Annotated in this window: 12 protein-coding genes; 8 read left to right on the top strand and 4 right to left on the bottom strand. The window is 32.1% G+C overall.

Annotation, left to right across the window (positions count from 1 at the left end; genetic code table 11):
• Nucleotides 1-18: 18 nt before the first annotated feature.
• The 4 genes from ACM55K_RS07995 to ACM55K_RS07980 form a co-directional block, all read right to left on the bottom strand.
• On the bottom strand, nt 19-2,163 hold the full coding sequence (locus ACM55K_RS07995) for an ATP-binding protein (protein WP_416849709.1): 2,145 nt from the start codon (nt 2,161-2,163) through the stop codon (nt 19-21).
• An 88-nt stretch (nt 2,164-2,251) separates the two neighbouring features.
• Complete coding sequence (locus tag ACM55K_RS07990) at nt 2,252-5,569, bottom strand: chemotaxis protein CheB (protein WP_416849708.1); 3,318 nt, start codon at nt 5,567-5,569, stop codon at nt 2,252-2,254.
• A gap of 449 nt (nt 5,570-6,018) precedes the next feature.
• The gene (locus tag ACM55K_RS07985; protein ID WP_416849707.1) at nt 6,019-12,066 is read right to left on the bottom strand and encodes a PAS domain S-box protein; all 6,048 of its coding nucleotides are present in this window, start codon (nt 12,064-12,066) and stop codon (nt 6,019-6,021) included.
• 242 nt (nt 12,067-12,308) lie between these two features.
• The gene (locus ACM55K_RS07980; RefSeq protein WP_416849706.1) at nt 12,309-14,462 is read right to left on the bottom strand and encodes a catalase; all 2,154 of its coding nucleotides are present in this window, start codon (nt 14,460-14,462) and stop codon (nt 12,309-12,311) included.
• A gap of 510 nt (nt 14,463-14,972) precedes the next feature.
• Here ACM55K_RS07980 and ACM55K_RS07975 point away from each other — a divergent pair.
• The 8 genes from ACM55K_RS07975 to trpD all read left to right on the top strand — a co-directional run bounded on the left by ACM55K_RS07975 (nt 14,973) and on the right by trpD (nt 22,476).
• The gene (locus tag ACM55K_RS07975; protein WP_416849704.1) at nt 14,973-15,425 is read left to right on the top strand and encodes a MarR family winged helix-turn-helix transcriptional regulator; all 453 of its coding nucleotides are present in this window, start codon (nt 14,973-14,975) and stop codon (nt 15,423-15,425) included.
• A gap of 13 nt (nt 15,426-15,438) precedes the next feature.
• Nucleotides 15,439-16,071, top strand: coding sequence for an NAD(P)H-dependent oxidoreductase (locus ACM55K_RS07970; RefSeq protein ID WP_416849703.1), 633 nt, complete (start codon nt 15,439-15,441; stop codon nt 16,069-16,071).
• A 27-nt stretch (nt 16,072-16,098) separates the two neighbouring features.
• Complete coding sequence (locus ACM55K_RS07965; RefSeq protein ID WP_416849702.1) at nt 16,099-16,665, top strand: YceI family protein; 567 nt, start codon at nt 16,099-16,101, stop codon at nt 16,663-16,665.
• 221 nt (nt 16,666-16,886) lie between these two features.
• Nucleotides 16,887-18,164: a hypothetical protein gene (locus ACM55K_RS07960; RefSeq protein ID WP_416849701.1), complete on the top strand. Its 1,278-nt coding sequence runs from the start codon at nt 16,887-16,889 to the stop codon at nt 18,162-18,164.
• Between the two features lie 297 nt (nt 18,165-18,461).
• Nucleotides 18,462-19,028 (top strand): YceI family protein, encoded by a 567-nt coding sequence (locus tag ACM55K_RS07955; protein WP_416849700.1) that lies wholly within the window; start codon nt 18,462-18,464, stop codon nt 19,026-19,028.
• 273 nt (nt 19,029-19,301) lie between these two features.
• The gene (locus tag ACM55K_RS07950) at nt 19,302-20,702 is read left to right on the top strand and encodes an anthranilate synthase component I family protein (protein ID WP_416849699.1); all 1,401 of its coding nucleotides are present in this window, start codon (nt 19,302-19,304) and stop codon (nt 20,700-20,702) included.
• Nucleotides 20,703-20,796: 94 nt separating this feature from the next.
• On the top strand, nt 20,797-21,363 hold the full coding sequence (locus ACM55K_RS07945; protein ID WP_416849698.1) for an anthranilate synthase component II: 567 nt from the start codon (nt 20,797-20,799) through the stop codon (nt 21,361-21,363).
• 120 nt (nt 21,364-21,483) lie between these two features.
• On the top strand, nt 21,484-22,476 hold the full coding sequence (trpD, locus tag ACM55K_RS07940; protein WP_416849697.1) for an anthranilate phosphoribosyltransferase: 993 nt from the start codon (nt 21,484-21,486) through the stop codon (nt 22,474-22,476).
• Nucleotides 22,477-22,502: the final 26 nt, after the last annotated feature.

The following is a 22,502-nucleotide window of genomic DNA, read 5'->3' as shown; positions in this document are numbered from 1 at the left end:
CGGCAATAGATTTAAAAATTATTTATCCAACCATTTATGCAGAATTAGTTCTAGATTTGATTTAACAATAGGCTTCGCAATGTAATCATTCATCCCTGACTCAAAACATTTTTCTTTTTCTCCTATCATTATTCCGGCAGTTAAGGCAATAATAGGAATGTTTTTAGCTTTTTGTAATTTTCTGATTTCGGCTGTTGTTTCATATCCATTTTTTATTGGCATTTGTATATCCATTAAAATGAGGTCCAGTTGCTCTTTTTTACACAGTTTTATTGCCCCAATTCCATCCGAAGTTTCTACAATTATACAATTAGGAATTATAGCTTTAAGAAGTGTTTTTATCAAAAGCATATTAATCTTATTATCCTCAACAATTAATATTTTGATGGGATTTAAAATTTCAGTAGGTATAATTTCATCTTCCTCTTTTAGATTACTTTCACTATGACTTGGCTCTATCAAATGTTTCGATTTTTTAAGTTCAATGGTAAAGAAAAAATCACTTCCGTGTCCGTAATTACTTATTAACTCTAATTTGCTGTTCATCAAACTTAAAAGTTGATTTGAAATTGCTAATCCTAAGCCAGTTCCCCCAAACAGACGTGTTATAGAATTATCCTCTTGAACAAAAGACTGGAATATTTTATCTTGATTTTGTAGTTTTATACCAATACCGGTATCTTTTACTGAAAAATGTAAGTTAGCAGTATTAACTCCTGAGTTAGATTTATTATAAATGTCTAATATAATTTGACCCGATTTTGTAAATTTTAATGCATTACCAATTAAATTTACTAGAATCTGTTTCAATCGTATGGAATCCCCAAAGACATAATGCGGGACGTTTTTATCAATATTTAAAACTAATTCTATATTTTTTAAAGATGCCTGATATTTGAAAAGATCAACAACTTGGCGTGCAAGTTCAAAGAGATTTAATTCTTCGATATTTAGTTCTAATTTTCCTGATTCTATTTTTGAAAAATCTAAAATATTATTTACAATTTCAGCTAATATCGTTGCCGATTCATTTACGGTATTCATATATTCTAACTGATTTTTATCAAGATTTGATTTCATTAACAATTCAGTAAAACCAATTATTCCGTTTAATGGAGTTCTAATTTCATGACTCATATTAGTAAGGAAACTTGACTTCGCTTTATTCGCAGCTTCGGCTTGATCTTTTGCTTTTGTCAATTCTATTTCCAACATTTTCATTTCCGTAATCTCAATAAAACTGGTAATTACTTCCGTTATTTCACCATGATAATCAAAAACGGGAAATCCATTTAATAAAAGCCATATTGTTCTAGTATTATCCGGTCTTTTAATCCCCATGATAAAATTTTTGATTGGTTTTTTATGGCTAATAATTTGGTTTACAGGATAATTTTCAATTGGTAAAGCTTCATAATTTTCATTTACAAATCTCCATACTGGATTAATTGCTATTTTCCCTTTCATTTGATTGGTACTTAAACCAATCAATTCTGACGCTTTAGGATTAGATAAAATAATAGAAGTGTCTGAAGCATGAACAATAATACCAACATCAATATTATTTAATAATCCGCGATATCTTTCCTCACTTTCGCTAAGTGCCATTTCAGCTAATTTTAATGATGTGATATCCACAACTGAAATAAGTACCTCTTCTCTATCCTGAGTAACTATACCCGTGAGATAAACATTCGTTATAGTATTATTGTCTAACAATAACTTAACCTCACAACATTCTTTAACATTACTATTAAATACCTTCTCTAAAAAAAGATTAAAAATTGGCTTTGTATCATTGGTGACAAAAAATCCGAACTGGCTCTCCATTAATCGCGATCTTTCTTTGCCTAACATTTGGGACCCCGTTAAATTAAGTGCTGTAACTTTTCCTGTTTTTGTTAGTGTAAAATAGCCAGACGGAGCAAAATCATATAAATTCGTGTACTTTTCAGTAGCAACTTCGGCCTGTTCTTTCGCATGAATAAGTTCTTCATTTTGCATTTCAAGTTCTATTTGATGAACTTCAAATTCATGAATAAGTTTCAACGTATCGGCTTCAGAAAGATTAGAGTCTAACTTTAACTGTTGATTTTTTTGTAATTCTTCCGCTTTTTCCCGAAGAATTATCATGGCTTCTGATTTATTTTTAGTTTTTTTCATAATTTCCGCCTGTGTTAAATATTGTCTTTTTTGAAGATATGATTGGGGAATTATATATGTTCTACTCTTATTTGAATTTACTTTTTACTTAGCGATTCGGGATTTCATGGATAAAGCATTGAATCACCTTATGACTTCCTATAAAATACATTGTGCTGATAAACTCAATGTTTATTTTTTTTGCCTCAGCTGTTTCAATTTCGATATGCTGAAAATGAACCATTTCTTTCTGATTTAATTCTTCAATCTTTTCCATATTTGGAATAATATTTTTAAAGAAAATAATTTTCCAAATTTCTTTCCCTACAAAATTTTCTTTGGTGAGACCTAATAAATCTATCAAAAATGGATTTAAGGCAGTTATTATTCCTGTTTTGGGATCCAAAAATAAAACTCCATCCTTGACTGATTTAAAAAGATGATTATAACGTGTTTCTGAAAAGACTAATGCATCTTGAGCCTCTACTCGATCAGAAATATCCCGTATAATACATTGTACCACCTTTTTATCATTTACTAAATATACGTTACTTACAAACTCTACATTTATTTTTCTTCCATTTGCCGTTTCAAGCGGTAAATTTTCATATCGAACAAATTCCTTTTTTTGCAGTTCTAAAAATTTATCTTTATTGGCAACTATATCTTTCAAAGAACCAATTTCCCAAATAGATTTTTCGATAAATTGATCATATGAATAGCCTAACATTTCAACCAAATAGGGATTTACATCCATAATCATTCCTGTGTCTGAATTCAGAATTAGAATTCCATCCTTTGCAGATTCAAAGAGACGACGATATCGGTTTTCCATTTTAAGGGATTCTTCTGCCTGTTTTGCTGTTGTAATATCAGTAAAAGTTATCACAATTCCATCAATACGATCGTCCAGAGTGCGATAGGGCATTATTCTAACATAGTAATATCTGCCATCATTTGTCTCCACTTCCTTTTGAATAGATGTGAGCGTTTTAATAACTTCAAGAGCATTACTTTCCATTTCAGGATATTTCAAATCACAAACTAAATCGGTAAAAGGTCTTCCTGTATCAGCTGCCCTTAATTTAAATATTTTAGTTACCGGATCTGTAAATCTGCGAATATTCAATCCCTTATCCAGAAAAAGAGTAGCTATTTCAGTGCTATTGAGCAGGTTTTTCATGTCGTTGTTAGCCTGTTCAAAATCAACTAACTTACTTTGAAGTTCTGCATTAACCGTTTGCAATTCTTCATTTAGACTTTGCAATTCTTCTTTGGAAGTAGTTAATTCTTCATTAGTGGACTGCAGTTCCTCATTAGTTGACTGTAGCTCCTCATTAGTCGATTTCAGTTCCTCTTGGGAGGTTTGCATCTCTTCTCGAGTACTGTTTAAATCTTCATTACAACGCATCAGTTCAGCTTCTAGTTCTTTTTGTTTTCTGGAAACACTTTGTTTTTTTTGTTTTAATATGTTATCATCTGATTCTTCATTTTCCGGTACATCACTGAATACCAACATAATCATCCCTTTTAAAGCATCTGGACTTTCGATTTGTTGGAGTGTTAAATTTACAAAATATTTACTCCCGTTTTCAACTATTTTTACATTTTCAATTTTTACAGGATCAAAGCTTTGCAATGCTCTACGGAAAGCGACAGGTAATTCATTTCTCAAACCTTCACGAGCCATCGCATGTATATTCCAGTTTGCTTTACCAGCTACAGGCTCTAGATATTTTCCGGTTCTTCCGGTAATATAAATAATGTCTCCTCTATTATTAACTAATATACTTGCCGGTGAAAAACGTTGAAGTAAAATTTGATCTGCAAGGATTTGTATGTTTTCCACAACTTTAGTTTCTTTCATAATATCGGTAGTTAATCTTTTAATTTGGGAAAAAGAACTTGGGAAATTAGTAAATTCAGGAACAACTGATTTTGAAGTACGTTTAAAAATTTTTAATTTGGAATCAATTACTTCAAATCCTTTGATATTGCTTCCAACGGTTTCTGCAGTTCCCAATACCATTATCCCGTCTGGATTAAGACTATAATTAAATAACATTATCAATTTATTTTGCAACTGTGGCTCCATATATATTAACATATTTCGGCAAGTCAATAAATCTAGCTTTGTAAATGGAGGGTCTTTTATGACGTTATGAGGAGCAAATACTATCATTTCGCGAATGGATGTATTCACACGGTAACCCGTTTTTTCAGTATAAAAATACTTACTGATTCGCTCCGGAGATATATCTTTTATAATGTTAGATAAAAAAATGCCTTTTCTGGCTTTCTCTACCGCCACAAGATCTAGATCAGTGGCAAAAATCTGAAATTTGATATTTTTCTTTTTTCCAATTTTGGCAAGAGCTTCCTCAAAAACTATAGCCAAGGAATACGCCTCTTCTCCTGTTGAACAAGCTGGAACCCATGCTCTAACTGTATATTCATCCGGCAAATCTTTCAATAAATTAGGAATAATTTCCTCTTTGAGTTTTTCCCAAACGGCAGTATCTCTAAAAAAACTGGTAACACCAATTAATAATTCTTTGAAAAGTAATTCAACCTCTTTTGGATTTTCTTGCAAAAAACGAACATAGGTTTGTATTTTATCTATTTGATGTATTGCTTTTCTCCTTTCAATACGTCGTATTAAAGTGTTTTTTTTATACATCGAAAAATCATGTCCCGACTGTTCTCTAAGTAAGATTATAATTTTATCAATACTGCTTTTACTTTTAACAAGGACTTCAGAATCCATGTTTATTTCAGGGAAATATTTGAGTAAGGCAAGCAGTTTAGCGGGTAATTCCTCTGCGGGAGCAACTATATCTGGAATAACAGCTTCGATTGCATTGCGTGGCATACTATCAAACTTTGCCGAAGTAGGTTCTTGAATAAGTACAATTCCATTTTTTTCTTTAATGGATTTTAAGCCTAAACTGCCATCGGATCCCATTCCGGAAAGAATGATTCCTATACTTTTTTCCATTCGGTCTAACGCCAAAGATCTAAAAAAAACATCCACCGGTAAGCGTAAGCCACGAGATTCAACAGGAGCAAATAAATGCAATCGTCCTTTTAAAATTGATAAACTTTTATTTGGCGGAATTACATATATGTGATTTGGTTTTACTTTAAGAGCGTCTGTAGCTTGTAGCACTATCATTTGTGTCATTCTTTGCAATAGCTCAGGCATTATTCCAATATGTGTAGGATCCAGATGTTGAATAACAACAAATGCCATACCGCTGTTATTAGGCATATTTTTAAAAAATAATTCTAATGCCTCCAATCCTCCTGCCGAAGCTCCAATACCAATAACAGGAAAATCATCATTATCAGTTACAGACAAGATTGAATCTGGTTTCAAATCTAAAACTTTGTCTTCCTCCCGACTGATTTGATTTTTGTTTATCATCACTAAATTAGAATTTTCTATATCTTTTATTTGTTGAGTCGTATTTCTTCATGCACAATTATTTTTTTTATTTCAGCAATAATCATATTGCTAAATTAATATGTTATTGCTGCTTTAATTGCTTTTACGAAAGGAAAAAAGGTAAAAATATGTTTACTCTTTCGCAAAGAAATAAGTGTTTTTTAACAATTGATTAGCTTTTTTCAAATAATAAAATTTAATTCAATACTACTAAAAATAGCTTATCAACATTAAATCCAACACTTTATTATTGTTAATTAAACATCTAACTGATTTCACCTGTAATTAATGTTAAATTTAGTGAAAATAAACATTTTTAACAAATAAATTAAATTCAATACGCATCAAACAAAACGAGTTACTGTACTTCTTTAAAACAAAAAAAGTGTTTAAATTAATAAACACTTTTTTCAATTTCAAAAATAAAATTATTTTTTAAGCAACCATTTATGCAGTATTTTTTCTAAGTCAGCTTGAATAATTGGCTTTGGCAGATAATCGTCCATTCCTGCTTGAAAACATTTTTCTTTATCACCAACCATTATTCCGGCAGTTATTGCAATTATTGGAATGTTTTCAGAATCTTTTAATTTCCTGATTTCATCAGTTGCTTCATATCCATTTTTATTTGGCATTTGAATGTCCATCAAAATGACATCCGGTTGCTCTTTTATATAGTGTTCAATAGCCTCATTTCCATCTTTAGCTTCAAAAATAGTGCAATTAGACACTATCCTCTTCACTAGTGTTTTTGCTAAAAGCATATTAATTTTATTATCCTCAACTATTAAAATCTTTTTATCACTTAGAACTTCGGTGGAAATAATTGCATTCTCATTAATTATATCACTAGGTAGTAGTTCTATATTTTTCTTGTGTTTTGACTTTTTAAATCTAATGCTAAAGAAAAAATCGCTTCCATCACCATATTTACTAATTAATTGTAATTTACTGTCCATCAGTGCTAAAAGCTGATTTGAAATAGCCAAACCTAATCCAGTACCTCCGAATTTTCGATTCGTAGAATTATCTTCTTGCACAAAAGAATTAAATATTTTTTCATTGTTACCTCCTTTTATACCTATTCCGGTATCTTTTACTGAAAACTTTATGTTTGACCATTTTTTATTTTCTTGCGCTATTTCATTGATATCCAGCCGTATTTCTCCAAAATTGGTGAACTTTATGGCGTTACTCAATAGATTTACTATTACTTGTTTTAATCGAACAGAATCCGCAAGAATATATTGTGGAACGTTTTCATCTATATGGAGCGTTAAATCTATCTTTTTTTGATTGGCTTGATATTTAAACAAATCAATAACCTGATTCGTTAATTTAAAAAGATTTATTTCTTCAATATCCAGCTCTAATTTTCCAGATTCTATTTTAGAAAAATCTAAAACATCATTGACAATTTCCATCAATGAAGTTGCAGACTCGTTGACTGTGGTCATGTATTCTGCTTGGTTTTTCTTCAGATCTGACTTCATCAATAAATGAGTAAAACCAATTATTCCGTTTAATGGAGTCCTGATTTCATGACTCATATTAGCAAGAAAATCAGTCTTGGCCTTGTTTGCGGCTTCAGCCTGTTCTTTAGCTTTAACCAACTCCATTTCCGTCAGTTTTTGTTCTGTAACATCAATGAAACTGATTACGATTTCAAATATTTCACCATTGGAATCAATTTCGGGAAAGCCATTAATTAAGAGCCAAACTATATCATTCGTTTTAGGTCTATTTACGCCTAATCTAAAATTTTTGATTGCTTGTTTATTAGCTACAATTTGGTTTACTGGATATTTTTCAATCGGCATAACAGAATTGTCTTCATTCAAAAATTTCCAAGCTGAATCAATTACTGTTTTTCCTTTCATTTGGCTGTCAGTCAATCCTAATAATTCTGACGCTTTTTGATTGCTAACCATAATGGATGTATCCGGAGCATGAACGACTACACCTGCATCAAGATTATTTAACAAACCGCGGTATCTTTCCTCACTTTTTAGGAGCGCGTAATCTGATTCTTTGGCACTGGTAATATCACGTGATAAACAAATGAAATGTATCTCATGTTCTTCACTTTCCTGCATAGGTGCTATTGAAAGTTCAAACCAATGTAAACCATCCGGTAATTGCAAAGAATATTGTCTCCCTGTAGAAAACCCTTTTTCAGCAGCTTCTTGTATTGCTGACAATCCTAAATTTGCAGCATCTGCTGGCAATACTTCCGAAAATGTTTTACCTAGAAACAGTTCTGCAGGCAATGCTAATAAATCATCTCTACGAGAATGATAATTATAAATTCTGCCGTCGACATCAACTTCAAACATTAAATCAGGAATCGCTTCTAATACAGCCTCCAGTTTTTTATGCATTTTTTTAAACTCGTCTTCTATTTTTTTACGTTTGCTTACATCTCTTACTATTGCTACAATACGTTTATCAACAAGCATTTTGGCAGTAATTTCTACAGAAATCAACGATTGATCCCGATGTAACATATTACGCTCAATAAGAGTTTGCTGACCACCAAGCAATTCTTTGATCATTATGGGTCTCAATAAAAGCTCATCAACGGTATATAAATCTGTTATTTTTTTTGTACAAAGTTCTTCTTTCGTATAACCAAGCATTATACTGGCACTATCGTTCACCTCTAGTAAATTCCCTGAAACATCATTAATAAAAATAGCATCCGAAGCTTGCTCTATTAGGATGCGGTATTTTTCTTCACTATTAACAAGCTGCTCTTTTATATTTCTCAATTCTGTAATTTCAGTCATAGAACTAATAAAACGTGATGCTATTCCTGATTGATCCCTAATGATAACAGCACGGTCATAAAAGTATCCGTAAGTACCATCCCCTTTTTGAAAACGAAATTCGTCTGACCATATTTCAGTAGTACCCGCATAGGTTTCTTCAAGCTTATTAATAACTCTTTCCCTATCATCAGGGTGAAGTCTAGAGCGCCATATTTGTTTATTATTGATTGTCTTTGATTCACTACTATTACCAAAATTGAAAAGCTCTATAAATGCTTTATTATTCCAACTTTGGCCAGTAACTAAATCTACTTCAGCTATAGCATCATTTGTCGCAACCGAAATTCTCTCAAATCGTTCATTGGCATTTTTAATTTGTTCCTCTGCTTTTTTGATTTCAGTTAAATCTAAGCCCATTCCTAATACGCATTTTCCACCTTCATATTCTAAGGCAAGTGAATTAATATAGTAAGGAATTTTATTTTTCAATTTGGTATAAAATTCAATTTCTATTCCTGGCAATTTATTTTCAACTTGTTTTGCTTTATTTTCTAATACAGTCTTTATCCTAATTCTAACCTTTTCCTTTTCTTCTTTATCAAAAAAATCAAGTGGAGTCATTTGGGCTATCTCCTCTTTATTGTAACCCGTTACATCTTCAAAATTTTTGTTCCATTTCACAAACTTCCCAAATTCGTCATAGAGATAAAAAACACCTGGAAGATTATTGATTATTGTTTCTGAAAGCTGTTTTTCTTTTAAAATTATATCTCCCGCAATTTTACGTTCTGTAATTTCAGTAATTGTACCTACATAACCCACAATCTGATTTTTTACATTTCTTTCGGGAATTGCTTGTCCCATAACCCATGAAACCGAACCGTTTGGCTGAACAAAACGATATTCTGACAAGGAAATTTCCTGATTATAAGTTGCATTTTCCCATCCACTAAACAATAGTTTTTTATCATCATTATGAACAGCCGTAAGCCAACCGTTTCCTAAAGCCTCCTCATAAGATAACCCCGAAATTTGACACCAGCGGGGATTAACATAGGTAGTGAGTCCATTTGCATCAGTACGAAAAATACCTGCCGGAGATACTTCAGTAAGTGTATGATAGCGCACTTCACTTTCAAAAACGGCCTCTTCTGCACTTTTGCGCAAAGCTTCTTTCTCAAAAACCTCCAACGCAAAAGCTACATCACCCGTTGCTTCTTCTAATAATGCGATTTCCTCTGCATCGAAAAAGTCCTTTTCATTGGCATAAAAAGTAATAGCTCCAATTACCTCACCAAATTTTATTATTGGAATCGCCATTAAAGAAAAATACTCTCGTTTTAAGGCTTCTTCTCTCCATAGCAGCATTCGCAAATCATTTTCAATATCATTGCAAATAACGCTCTTCCCTTCTTTAATAGCTGTTGCAGTTGGACCTCTACCTTCTGGTGGTATATACTCCATTGAAATGGTTTTAATTGTCGAAAGGTAACCCTGATCTTCTCCTGCAAACATTACAGGAACTACTTTTTTAGTTTCTGAATCAATCATACCAATCCATGCCAACTTAAACTTTCCTAAGCTTACCGCAATAGCGCAAGTCTCCTTAAAAAGAGTTTCTTCATCAGTTGTACGAACAATCATTTGGTTTATCTGGCTAATAAATAAATAGAGCCGATTCGCTTTAATAAGTTTTTGTTCAGCCACAACCCTTTCGGTGATATCAGTAATTATTCCATGACAAATCACAGTTCCTTCTGGTTCAACTACTGGCAAAGAGTTCATTTCGTGCCAAACCAACCCTTTTTTTGGGTGCAGGTAACGGTATTTTCCTTGAAGAGGAACTAACTCAGACTTTGTTTCAAAAATGCTTTGCATAACATAATCTAAATCATCAGGGTGAATCAATGAAAAAACGGTATTGGCATCATATTCAATTTCTTCATAAGTAAATCCATAAATTTCTTCAACAGCATTACTGGCATAAGGGTAGCATAAAGACCCATCTTTATTTTGACGCATCGAATAAATTAGACCTGGGGAAGTTGCTGCAATTTTAATAAACTTATCTCTTTCAACACTCAGTATTTCTTCTGATTTTCTTCTTTCGGTAACATCTCTTAAATTAGTTATAACACCTCTTATTTCAGGATCGTGTAACATATTATTGATAACACCTTCCATCCAGATATAATATCCTCCTTTATGTCTTACCCTTAGCGAAACAGGAAAAGGGAATCCAGGATTAGCCAAAGCTTTTTTCATTATTTGTTGGATACATTCTACTTCATCTGGATGTATGTATTCCTGGACAGAAATTTTCTCAAATTCTTCATGAGTCCATCCGGTAATTCGTGCTGCCGAAGAACTGCGGAAAATAGTATTTAAATTTTCATCAATTAAAGAAACAACTGCATCATTGTTTTCCAACATGGCACGAAAACGCTTTTCATTTTGGGCAATTTTGTCTTTTGTCTTTTTACTTTCAGTAATATCTTTTGCAAAACCCAAAAATCTATTTTCTGAAAGTTTTACCGCTTCAACTGACCACCATCTAATTTCTCCTTTTTTATGAATCGCTTTAATTTCTTTTTTTGCAATTCCATTATTCAAAAGATTTCGGAATTCCTTAAAGTATTCTTCTAGTGATTCTACAGAAGACAAATCACCAAACTTCATCGTTAATAGTTCCTCTTTAGAATAACCAGTTAACAGGGTTGCTGCAGGGTTTACGTCCAGGTAATGCCCTTTTTCATCTAATACAAAAACTCCATCTGGTGCACATTCTATATAATTTTTAAACTTAGCATTGCTTTCTTCTTCAATCACTTTTAGTTTATAATCAACTTCTGCTTTTTCTTTAGCTTTAACTGCAACCTCTATTTGTTTTTTTAAAGTAAAATCTTGAGTATTACCCCTGATTCCAAATACATTATCATTATCATCTAATAGCGGAAAAATAGTTTGGTTAAACCACTTTACTTTTTTATTAAAAAAAGTGGCACTTTGTTCGATTTCAAAAGGTTTTTTATCAACCATTAATTGTGTTATTTTTTCTTGAAATAACGTTTTATCTTGTTTAGAAAAATTCTTTAAATATTCTTGGAATAAATCTTGATCGTTCTTTTTTTCAATTTCAAAAATAGCATACAATTCATTAGACCAAATTATTTCTTTAGTTCTAAAATTGAATTCCCAAGTACCCATTTTTGCATTTTTTTGTGCATGGTTTAATAAGTTTTCACTTTTAATTAATTTTTCTTGAGTATTCCTTATCTCTGAAATATCTTTTCCTATTGCATAAATATTTCCAGAAGAAATACTGTTTGCAGTCCATTGAATAGTAACAAATTCGCCATTTTTTTTCAGGAATCTATTCTCATAATTTATTGAGGGCACACCCGTAGAAAGTTTTTCAATCTCTTTTAACGATCTTTCAAGATCATCAGGATGTAAAAGATGTAGTAAAGAATTATTAAGTAACTCTTCTTTTGAATATCCTAATGTTGCAACAAAAGCGGGATTTATCTGTTTGAAAAAAGCATCAATTCCCACAATACATACTAAATCATTAGACTCTTCAATAAAAAACTTGAAACTAGCTAATGATTCTTCTTGTTTTACCAATCGATCTATTTCTAACTTCTTATCTTTTAATTTATTGAGCAGATCGGTATATGTAGGTTTTGCTTCTTTCATGCTCATAATTCAAATATTAATCAATATTATTAGATTTCTTAAATGTAATAAAAATACCCTAACAAATTAAATCTATTTACCCGTTGGGTGTAATTAGTTTTTGATGATAATTTTCGTCAGTTCGCATAGATTAGAGTCACTTTACAAACCTAAGAAAGCCGAAACAAATGTTTCGGCTTTCTTTTATGCAAATAATTCTATTTTAAATTAATTAGTCTTTTTAATAGACTATGATGTAACAAATAGATTTACAGTTCTGCTTCACGGTTCCAGAAACGGTGCTGTCCCATAGCATCTATAAAAGCATTTGTGAAATTTTTATCGGTAGTTTTTGAATTTATTACAATCCCTTGCTCTGCATTTTTATCTGATTTTACATCGATATTAGTTTTACTCAATATTTCAAATTCATCGGCACCTACTACTTTACAATGCTTGTAGGCTTCATTGATAAATTCTATTGCTTCTGCATTAGAATTCAAAAAACCAGCATTTTTTCCGCCCGGAATGTAAACCGCATCAAATAAAACAGATGAGGCGATTAAGAAACTCTGATCAACAGCAAGTTCATTCCCTTCACTTGTTTTTATAATTCCTAAATGAGGTGCGATAACTTTTACAGTAGCACCTGCTTTTTCCAATGCAGTTTTCATTGCATTAACGGAGGCTTGGTGAACTCCCTCTGAGCATAAAAAAGCAACTTGTCTAGTGGCAATTGTGTTGGACAATGTTTTATTTTTAAGCATACTCAAGGCATCCGAAGATGTCACGCTTTGTATAACTTTTTTTGGTTCATACTTTTGTTTGTCAGCATTCGCTCCAATACCATGATTCATCGGTTTTTCCGGAGTAGCAGGAACTTTCAGACCTAAACCTTGGGCTACTTTATTTGCTAAGGTTTTATCAATTTGCGATAATAAACCCAACATGCGGGTTTTAATGGCAAGAGTTTCTAATTTACCTAATTCAAAACGCAATGCTTTTATAATATGATTTTTTTCAATCTGGGTTTGGCTATTAAAAAATAAGGTAGCCTGACTAAAATGATCCGAGAAACTTTCGCTGCGGTCACGCACTTTTTGGGCATCAATCCTTTCATTGAAACTGGTAAAACCTCCTTCATCAATTTTGGTCTGAAAAGGACAACCTCCACCAAGAGAATTGGGGTGATAGCTCACCCGACCAACATTAATTTCCTGACGCATGTGGCCATCACGTTGGTTATTATGCATTGGTGCAATTGTTCTATTAATAGGGATTTCATGAAAATTTGGACTTCCTAAACGCGATAATTGTGTGTCGGTATAAGAAAATAAACGCCCTTGCAACAAAGGATCGTTTGTAAAATCGATTCCCGGAACAATATGCCCAGGGTGAAAAGCGACTTGTTCCGTTTCAGCAAAGAAATTATCAGGATTGCGGTTTAGCACCATTTTTCCAATTATGGTAACAGGAACCAACTCTTCAGGAATTAATTTAGTTGGATCTAATAAATCAAATTCGAATTTATGCTCATCAGCTTCAGGAATAATTTGAACGCCTAATTCCCATTCCGGATAATTTCCATTTTCTATAGCTTCCCAAAGATCCTGACGGTGGAAATCTGAATTTTTCCCTGATATTTTCTGAGCTTCATCCCAGACTACCGCATGTGTTCCTAATTTTGGCTTCCAATGAAATTTCACAAAATGAGATTCGTTTTTTTTATTTATAAAACGAAAAGTATGCACACCAAAACCTTCCATCATTCGCAAACTTCTCGGGATTGCCCGGTCCGACATCACCCACATAATGACATGCATCGATTCTGGCATTAAGGAAATAAAATCCCAAAAAGTATCATGGGCTGAAGCTGCCTGTGGCATTTCATTATTCGGTTCCGGTTTTACGGCATGGATTAAATCCGGAAATTTAATGGCATCCTGAATAAAAAATACAGGTACATTATTTCCCACTAAATCATAATTGCCTTCTTCTGTATAAAATTTTACTGCAAATCCTCTTATATCACGTGCCAAATCTGTTGAGCCTCTTGACCCTGCTACAGTTGAAAATCGGGTAAAAACGGGAGTTTTGACACTAGGATCCTGAAGAAATCCCGCTTTAGTATATTTCTCCATCGATTCATAAACCTGAAAATAACCATGTGCGGCTGAACCTCGTGCATGTACAATTCTTTCCGGAATTCTTTCGTGGTCAAAATGGGTGATTTTTTCTCTTAAGATAAAATCTTCCAATAACGAAGGTCCGCGTTCGCCAGCTTTAAGGGAATTAGTATCATCATTGATTTTTAAACCCTGGTCCGTAGTCATAAACTGATTCGTACCATCGGATTTATTTAATTTCAAATCCTGCTGTTTCTGATTTTCAGAATCATCTAAATTTTTCTTGCTGTTTTTCATTTTAATAGCTTTTTGATTTGTAACCCGTTCTAACGTTTTATAAATTTACATTATTAAAGCTAAATTTTTTTACACAATTGTATTTTAAATTTACAATATTCCTGAATTTTAAATTTATATAACTTTGATTTACAGTGAATTATATTTTTTTATTCAAATCTTCTAATACTTTCCGAGAGGAAAACTTAAGGCACAGGATAATGGCACAGATTCATTATACCCTCTTTATCTACGTTATATTTTCAACTTCAAAGATTTAGCGGCATAAATTTTGACAAATCACTCAAAAAAACAGATTTAAATATTTTCAATAGTCAGTATAAATCTAAAAAACAGATGAAATTTTATTTTCTAAAAATAAAAGCAAATAATTGATTGTCAATGATTTAAAATCTAAAAATAAATCTTTTACTGTTCCTTAAAATTATTTTAACATAAAAATAACGTACATTTGTATATACAAATATAAAAAGTGTTACATTTGTATCGACAAATGAGAAAGATAAAGGCATGAAAATTGAAGATGAAATTAAAAGTACAATAGCATTGGACATTTCAAAAAAAATTACGCTGAACATTTTATATACTCAAAATGTTATCACAGATAATTTCAATGAAATATTGAAGCCATATGACATATCCGGAGAGCAATATAATGTACTACGAATATTAAGAGGTCAAAAAGGGAATCCGGCAAATATGTGTTTAATACAGGAACGTATGTTAGCCCGAACTAGTAACACCACTCGATTAGTAGATAAATTATTATTAAAAAAATTTGTTACACGAAATGTTTGCCCAGAAAACAGAAGAAAAATTGAAGTTCAAATTACGCAAAAAGGATTAGACATTTTAACTGAATTAGATCCTAAAGTAATAGCACACGAACTATTATTTTCGAAAAAATTAAACAGCGAAGAATTAGAACAATTAAATTATTTATTAGAAAAATACAGAAATTAAATACATTAAAATTATGAATACTTTTTTAGAAAATCAAAACTGGAGATATGCTACAAAGAAATTTGATGCTTCCAAAAAAATAACAACCGAAGATTTAAATATTTTAAAAGAAGCCATTCGTTTGAGTTCATCTTCTTACGGATTACAACCTTATAAAGTAATAATCGTTGAAAATCCAGAATTAAGAGCCCTACTTCAGCCAGCGGCTTGGGGACAATCTCAAATTGTTGAGGCTTCTCACCTAATCATTTTTGCAAATGAAACTAACGTTGACAACACAACAATTGATAGTTATTTGAAAAACATTAGTGAAACAAGAAATACTCCAATTGAAGCTTTGTCTGGTTATGGCGATTTTATGAAATCTAAAATTTCTATATTAGAAACTGAAGTTAAAAACATTTGGACAGCAAAACAAACCTATTTAGCCTTAGGAAATTTATTGAATGCAGCTGCTGAACTAAAAATTGATGCTACTCCAATGGAAGGTTTCATTCCTGCACAAGTAAATGAAATATTAGGATTAGACAAACTAGGCCTGAACGCAACATTGATTGCAACATTAGGGTACAGACATGAAGAGGACGCAACTCAACATTACAAAAAAGTTAGAAAATCAAACGAAGAATTATTTATTACACTATAATTATTAATTAAAATCAAATTTAAACACATGAAAAATTTAAAATCAATTGCATTAGCATTAGTAGTAGTTTTATCTACAGTATCAATTTCAGCACAAACTAAAAAAGTAGATGCTGCAAACAGTTCAATCAGCTGGGTTGGGAAAAAAGTAACCGGACAACACAACGGAACTGTTAACCTTAAATCAGGTACATTAGTTTTCAAAGGAAAAAAATTAGCAGGTGGAACTTTTGTTGTTGACATGACATCATTGACTGCAACAGACCTTCAAGGTGAATACCAAGGAAAATTAAACGGTCACTTGAAATCAGAAGATTTCTTTGGAACTGAAAAATTTCCAACTGCAACATTAGTTTTCAAAAAAATAGCAGTAAAAGCGCCAAATGTTTACACTGTAACTGGTGATTTAACAATAAAAGGAATAACTAATCCTATTACTTTTGATCTTGCAACAACAAAAAATACTGCTGCAACTACATTTAAAGTGGACAGAACAAAATATGATATCAAATATAATTCTGCAAGTATCTTCAGTAGCATTGGAGACAAAGCAATTTCTGATGATTTTGAATTAGCTGTAGCATTGAAATTCTAATATTTTTTTTTAAAATATACTAAAACCCCAACAGGAAACTGTTGGGGTTTCTTTTTATAATAAAAATGAAAAATACTCTTACAGACAAAATACAAATTCTTTATCCCATAACTTATAGTAACAATCAAATAACATACAGGCATAAATTCCTTAACACATCCGAAGTAATTTTGAAATAAAAACATACCTATCAAAAGACTTGACCTCAAAAAACTTTAATTATGAAAAAAGCCCTATTTGTTATATTCATTAGCCTACTATGCAACCTGTCCATAAATGGACAACAAATAAAAGGAACCATTGGTGAAACTAATTGGATGAAAAACTGGACAAATTTTAAACCTGCTTCTGAAGAATATCCTGAAGCAACAAATATTTTAACTGGTATAATAGATACCAATCTTAAGCTGTATAAAAAAAACACGTATCGATTAATTGGAGTTGTTTACATCACTAATAATTCGGTATTGACTATTGAACCGGGAACAGTTATAAGAGGAGATGTTGAAACATGTGGTACACTCGTAATAACAAAAGGCTCAAAAATTATGGCAGAAGGCGAAGAAACAGATCCTATAATTTTCACTTCTAATAGAGAAATTTCATCCAGAAAACCCGGAGATTGGGGAGGTATCATCCTACTTGGAGAAGCTCCTATAAATAAAATTGGAGGGGTTGGTTTTTTAGATTTTAATTTAGACCCCACACTTAGCCATTATGGAGGAGAAAATCAAGATAGCAATTCAGGAATATTAAAATATGTTCGTATCGAATTCTCAGGAAGAAAACTAAATGCGTTGAAAGAACTTAACGGATTGTCATTAGCTGGTGTCGGCCGAAAAACTGAATTTAATTTTATTCAAATCAGCTTCTCCAATGATGATTCCTTTGAGTGTTATGGTGGAGACATAAATTTTGAAAATCTCATTTCATACAGAGCAACTGATGACGATTTTGATTTTACACAAGGTGCGCAATGTAATATGAGTAACAGTATTGCTATTCGTTATCCGTTTTCTTCTGATATTTCCGGTTCTCGATGTTTTGAAATAGATTCTTTCGATAAAATTGAAAACACTGACCTGTCTAAAAAACTAACCAAAATAATTGCCACAAATATAACTTTGGCAAACCTAGAAGATAACAATCAAGGCTTAGTTAAAGAAGCTGTTTACATTAAAGACAAAAGCTATTTTAGCCTCCGTAACAGTGTTATTTCAGGTTTTAAACTTTGTGCCTTGTTAGATGGAAAAATAGGTGCTTTTTCAGAAAATTTAGCAAAAATAAACCTTCATAATTTACTCATTAACAATTGCATGGATAAAATCCAAAGTGAGGTAGCAACAAATAATATCGAAATAATGAATTGGTATGCTAATGATTCTTTTTCTCTGGAGTATTCTAAAATCAATAACTCCGATCTATTCATAGAATCAAATATTAAAAAAGCACCTGATTTTAGACTAAAAGCAAATGCTAATATAACCCTCAGAAATTAAACGTCTTTTTAGAGTTCAATTTTTTAATTCTTATAAATCCCAACAAATCTTGCTGGGATTTCTTTTTGCAATCAAATGAATTTTTAATAAACCAACTTTAAAAGTCCCTTAAATATTGTGTTATTGGAATGCATTTAATTTATAATTCCACATCTTAAAATCATTATGAAAATTAACTAAGATATAGCTTATCAACTATTTAAACTTGAAATTGATTTTGTAACTTTGATTTTGAATAAATAAATTTGGATCACTATTTTATTATTCAACTTTGACTTTTAACTTAAAAATATCATTATGAAAAATTTAAAAAAAATTAGTCTCGTTCTAATACTCGTTTTTACACTTATCAAAGTAGAAGGACAAACCAATAAAATTGATGTCACTAAAAGTAAAATTAATTGGGTTGGAAAAAAGGTAACTGGTCAACATGAAGGAACAGTAAAACTAAAAGACGGATACATTATTTTCAAAAATAATAAAGTGGTTGGAGGAAATTTCACTTCGGATATGAAATCACTAATAAATACAGATCAAACAGGAAAGTCAAAAATAAAACTGGAGGGCCATTTGAAATCAGATGAATTTTTTGGTGTTGATGAATACAATACCTCAAATTTGGTTTTTAAAAGCATTGGAGATAAAGGCAATAATATTTATGCTGTCACTGCTGACTTAACGATAAAAGGAGTTACTAATCCCGTAAAATTTGATTTTATTGTAAAAGGAAATACAGCAACAGCAGCTTTGAAAATTGACCGAACAAAATATGATATAAAATACGGCTCCGGAAGTTATTTTGATGATTTGGGAGACAAAACAATTTACGATGAATTTGAATTAAATATTGATTTAGTGTTTTAGACAAAATTTATTTAACAAAAAATCGTGAAATTTAATATTTTTTTTGGTTTTTTATTTTTGAATAATCGAAATTCATTTATATATTTGTAACAAGAAAAAAATGATGAAAACAAAAATAAACAATACTTGGTGGTGGAACAATTTACGTCAATCGTCGTGAACTAAGCTTCCTATAGTATTATTAAACTATAAATATAAAAGGCTTGTCATCACGACAGGCCTTTTTTTTGTGCCCATTTTATCACTATCACACAACACTAAAAAACATACAAATTGAAACCTTTTATACTAAATACAAATTACAAGCAAATCCTTGCAGATACTATTACTCCAGTAAGTGTGTATCTCAAAATTCGTGATAAATTTCCAAATAGTTTATTACTGGAAAGTAGTGATTATCATGGTAATGACAACAGTTTTTCTTATATCTGTTGCAATCCGATTGCTTCTATAAAAATAGAAAATGAAATTATCTACAAGACTTTTCCTGATGGCAGTTTTGAAAAAATTAATATTGATAAAACTACCGATATTCCGCAGGTAATTCAAGAATTTTCGCATCAGTTCAAATCCGAAAAGAATAATTTCAAATTCATCAATAATGGTTTGTTTGGTTACATTTCGTACGATGCTGTTCGTTATTTCGAAAAAGTAACGATTGCCAAAAAAGACAATAGCATTTCTATTCCTGATGTTTATTATGCAGTGTACCAAAATATTATTGCCATCAATCATTTCAAAAATGAAGCTTACATTTTCTGTCACAGTTTAGACGGAAGAAACAATATTTCAGAAATCGAACAATTATTACAATCCCGAAATATTGCTTCTTATAAATTCTCTAAAGAAGGAGATGGCTTTTCTAATTTGACAGACGACGAATTCAAACATAATGTGGCTTTGGCCAAAAAGCATTGTTTTCGTGGTGATGTATTCCAATTAGTTTTATCCAGAAGGTTTACCCAAGGCTTTAAAGGCGATGAATTTAATGTATATCGCGCGCTGCGAAGCATCAATCCTTCCCCCTATTTATTCTTTTTTGATTACGGGGATTTCAAAATATTTGGTTCTTCGCCAGAAGCCCAAATTATTGTAAAAGACCGTAAAGCAGAAATTCATCCTATCGCAGGAACTTTTAAAAGAACTGGTGATGACGAAAAAGATGCCATCCTCGCCAAAGCATTATCGGTTGATAAAAAAGAAAATAGCGAGCATGTCATGTTGGTGGATTTAGCCAGAAATGATTTGAGCAGAAATGGTCATAATGTTAATGTTGAAAAATATAGAGAAGTGCAATTTTTTTCGCATGTTATTCACTTAGTTTCAAAAGTGACAGGGCATTTGCACCCAAGCGCAACAACGATGCAAGTCGTAGCAGATACTTTTCCGGCAGGAACATTAAGCGGTGCGCCAAAACACAGAGCGATGCAACTGATCGAAGATTATGAAAAAACGAATAGGACTTTTTATGGTGGCGCTATCGGGTTTATGGATTTCGAAGGTAATTTTAATCATGCTATTATGATTCGTACTTTCCTGAGTAAAAATCATCAATTGCATTGTCAGGCCGGAGCGGGAATTATAGCCAGTTCCGATGAAGAAAGCGAAATGCAGGAAGTATATAATAAATTGAGAGCGTTGAATGCCGCTTTGGATTTAGCCGAGACAATATAAATAATTTAAAGATTCAATAATTTAAGAATTTAAAGATTGCTGAAACGCAAGAATTTTTCAATCTTTAAATCTTTCAATTTTTCAATAAAAAAAAATGAAAAAAATACTAGTAATAGACAATTACGATAGTTTCACTTATAATTTGGTACATTATCTCGAAGATTTAGATTGCGAAGTAACCGTTTACAGAAACGATGAATTTGATATTGATGAAATTGCAGTTTTCGATAAAATTCTTCTTTCTCCCGGACCCGGAATTCCAGACGAAGCAGGATTATTGAAAGAAGTCATTAAAAAATACGGCCCAACAAAAAGTATCTTTGGTGTATGCTTAGGCCAACAAGCCATAGGGGAAGTTTATGGAGGAACGCTTTCGAATTTAGATAAAGTATATCATGGTGTAGCAACGATGGTAAAAACCGTGGTTGATGATGAGCTTTTATTCGAGGGATTAGGTAACGAATTTGAAGTGGGACGCTATCATTCTTGGGTGGTTGACACCAATTTGCCTGATGTTCTGGAAGCGACTTCATTCGATGAAAATGGACAAGTGATGTCGTTGCGCCACAAAACGTACGATGTTCGCGGTGTACAATTTCATCCGGAAAGTGTGTTAACTCCAAATGGAAAAAAGATATTGGAGAATTGGGTGAAATCATAGTATTCAGTGTTCATCTCGAAGCTTCGGGAGCAGTAATCAGTCGACTGAATTTAAATAACAATATTCAATACTAAACTTTGCGTCTTTGAGCCTTAGCGGCAAAAAAAATATAAATATAAAATGAAAAATATATTAAACAGATTAATCAATCACGAAATACTTTCGCAAGAAGAAGCAAAAAACGTATTGGTAAATATTTCCAACGGAAGTTATAATACCAGTCAGATTGCTTCTTTCCTTACCGTTTATATGATGCGAAGCATTAGCATAGAAGAGCTTGCCGGTTTTCGTGAAGCGTTGTTGGAATTGTGCATCCGCGTGGATTTATCAGCCTACAATACCATCGATTTATGTGGTACCGGCGGTGATGGCAAAGACACTTTTAATATTTCAACCTTGGCTTCATTTGTGGCTGCGGGAGCAGGAATAAAAGTGGCAAAACACGGGAATTATGGTGTTTCTTCTATTTCTGGTTCTAGTAATGTGATGGAAAAAATGGGAATCAAGTTCAGTAATGACACTGATTTCTTGGAAAAATGTATCGATAAAGCCGGAATTTGTGTTTTACACGCTCCGTTATTTCACCCGGCTATGAAAAATGTGGGACCAATTCGAAAAGAATTAGCAGTAAAAACCTTCTTCAATATGTTAGGACCAATGGTAAATCCATCTTTTCCAAAAAATCAATTGGTCGGTGTTTTTAATTTAGAAATGGCCAGAATGTATGCATATTTGTACCAAAATACCAATGTGAATTTTACCATCTTGCATTCGCTTGACGGCTATGACGAAGTTTCCTTGACAGGACCTACAAAAACGATTACCAGTTCAATGGAAGGAATGCTAAATCCGGAAGATTTTGGTGTTCGTCTTTTATTGCAAAGCGAAATTGAAGGTGGGAAAACCATCGAAGAATCCGCTCAAATATTTACGAATATCATTTCAGGAAAAGGAACCGAAGCCCAAAATAATGTGGTTTGTGCCAATGCTGCAATGGCAATTGCGACCGTTACAAAATGTTCTCCTTTAGAAGGATTTCAAATAGCAAAAGAAAGTTTATTTTCTGGTAAAGGACTTGTAGCTTTGAAAACATTGCAAGATTTAAGCAAGTAAAAAAAATTGAATGATTAAAAAATTGA

Source organism: Flavobacterium arabinosi (assembly GCF_048158725.1).
GTDB lineage: Bacteria > Bacteroidota > Bacteroidia > Flavobacteriales > Flavobacteriaceae > Flavobacterium > Flavobacterium arabinosi.
This window is presented reverse-complemented; position numbering and strand designations above follow the sequence as displayed.